General features: G+C 57.6%; 2 rRNA genes (1 of these 2 running past the window's edge). Both read left to right on the top strand.

The window, feature by feature from the left end:
- Window positions 1-1,658 (top strand): 23S ribosomal RNA (locus TR49_RS47130); it begins 1,687 nt to the left of the window's first position.
- Window positions 1,659-1,725: 67 nt separating this feature from the next.
- Window positions 1,726-1,842: ribosomal RNA gene (gene rrf, locus TR49_RS39370) — 5S ribosomal RNA — on the top strand.
- The last annotated feature ends 2 nt before the right edge of the window (window positions 1,843-1,844 follow it).

Below are 1,844 nucleotides of genomic sequence, written 5' to 3'. Positions count from 1 at the left end.
ACCTAAGGCGAGGCCGACAGGCGTAGTCGATGGACAACGGGTTGATATTCCCGTACCCGCTTTGAAGCGCCAGCGATGAACCTCTGAATGCTAAGGCCGTGAAGCCGCCCGGAGATCTTCGGATCGAGGGGAGTGGTGGAGCCGCCGGCCCAACAGGGTAGTAGTTGAGCGATGGGGTGACGCAGGAAGGTAGTCCAGCCCGGGCGGTGGTTGTCCCGGGGTAAGGGTGTAGGCCGTGTGGTAGGCAAATCCGCCACACATCAAGGCTGAGACCTGATGCCGAGCCGATTGTGGTGAAGTGGATGATCCTATGCTGTCGAGAAAAGCCTCTAGCGAGTTTCATGGCGGCCCGTACCCTAAACCGACTCAGGTGGTCTGGTAGAGAATACCGAGGCGTTCGGGTGAACTGTGGTTAAGGAACTCGGCAAAATGCCCCCGTAACTTCGGGAGAAGGGGGGCCATTCCTGGTGACCGGACTTGCTCCGTGAGCTGGGGGTGGCCGCAGAGACCAGCGAGAAGCGACTGTTTACTAAAAACACAGGTCCGTGCGAAGCCGTAAGGCGATGTATACGGACTGACGCCTGCCCGGTGCTGGAACGTTAAGGGGACCGGTTAGCTCACGTTCGCGTGGGCGAAGCTGAGAACTTAAGCGCCAGTAAACGGCGGTGGTAACTATAACCATCCTAAGGTAGCGAAATTCCTTGTCGGGTAAGTTCCGACCTGCACGAATGGCGTAACGACTTCTCGACTGTCTCAACCACAGGCCCGGTGAAATTGCATTACGAGTAAAGATGCTCGTTTCGCGCAGCAGGACGGAAAGACCCCGGGACCTTTACTACAGCTTGATATTGGTGTTCGGTTCGGCTTGTGTAGGATAGGTGGGAGCCTTTGAAGCATCAACGCCAGTTGGTGTGGAGGCGTCGTTGAAATACCACTCTGGTCGTGCTGGATGTCTAACCTGGGTCCGTGATCCGGATCAGGGACAGTGTCTGGTGGGTAGTTTAACTGGGGCGGTTGCCTCCTAAATGGTAACGGAGGCGCCCAAAGGTTCCCTCAGCCTGGTTGGCAATCAGGTGTTGAGTGTAAGTGCACAAGGGAGCTTGACTGTGAGACCGACGGGTCGAGCAGGTGCGAAAGCAGGGACTAGTGATCCGGCGGTGGCTTGTGGAAGCGCCGTCGCTCAACGGATAAAAGGTACCCCGGGGATAACAGGCTGATCTTCCCCAAGAGTCCATATCGACGGGATGGTTTGGCACCTCGATGTCGGCTCGTCGCATCCTGGGGCTGGAGTAGGTCCCAAGGGTTGGGCTGTTCGCCCATTAAAGCGGTACGCGAGCTGGGTTTAGAACGTCGTGAGACAGTTCGGTCCCTATCCGCTGCGCGCGTTGGAGTCTTGAGAAGGGCTGTCCCTAGTACGAGAGGACCGGGACGGACGAACCTCTGGTGTGCCAGTTGTTCTGCCAAGGGCATGGCTGGTTGGCTACGTTCGGGAGGGATAACCGCTGAAAGCATCTAAGCGGGAAGCCTGCTTCGAGATGAGGACTCCCACCCACTTGATGGGGTAAGGCTCCCAGTAGACGACTGGGTTGATAGGCCGGATGTGGAAGCCCTGTGAGGGGTGGAGCTGACCGGTACTAATAGGCCGAGGGCTTGTCCATAGCTGCTACGCGTCCACTGTGCTGTTCTGAGACAGCGACCAATCATGGTTGCACGATCTCATCGTGTTTCGGTGGTCATAGCGTGAGGGAAACGCCCGGTTACATTCCGAACCCGGAAGCTAAGCCTTACAGCGCCGATGGTACTGCAGGGGGGACCCTGTGGGAGAGTAGGACGCCGCCGAACAA

Source organism: Streptacidiphilus melanogenes (assembly GCF_000787835.1).
In the GTDB taxonomy this organism is placed as follows: Bacteria; Actinomycetota; Actinomycetes; order Streptomycetales; family Streptomycetaceae; genus Streptacidiphilus; species Streptacidiphilus melanogenes.
Note: the sequence above shows the minus strand (reverse complement) of the source record. Positions and strands in the feature narration are given on the sequence as shown.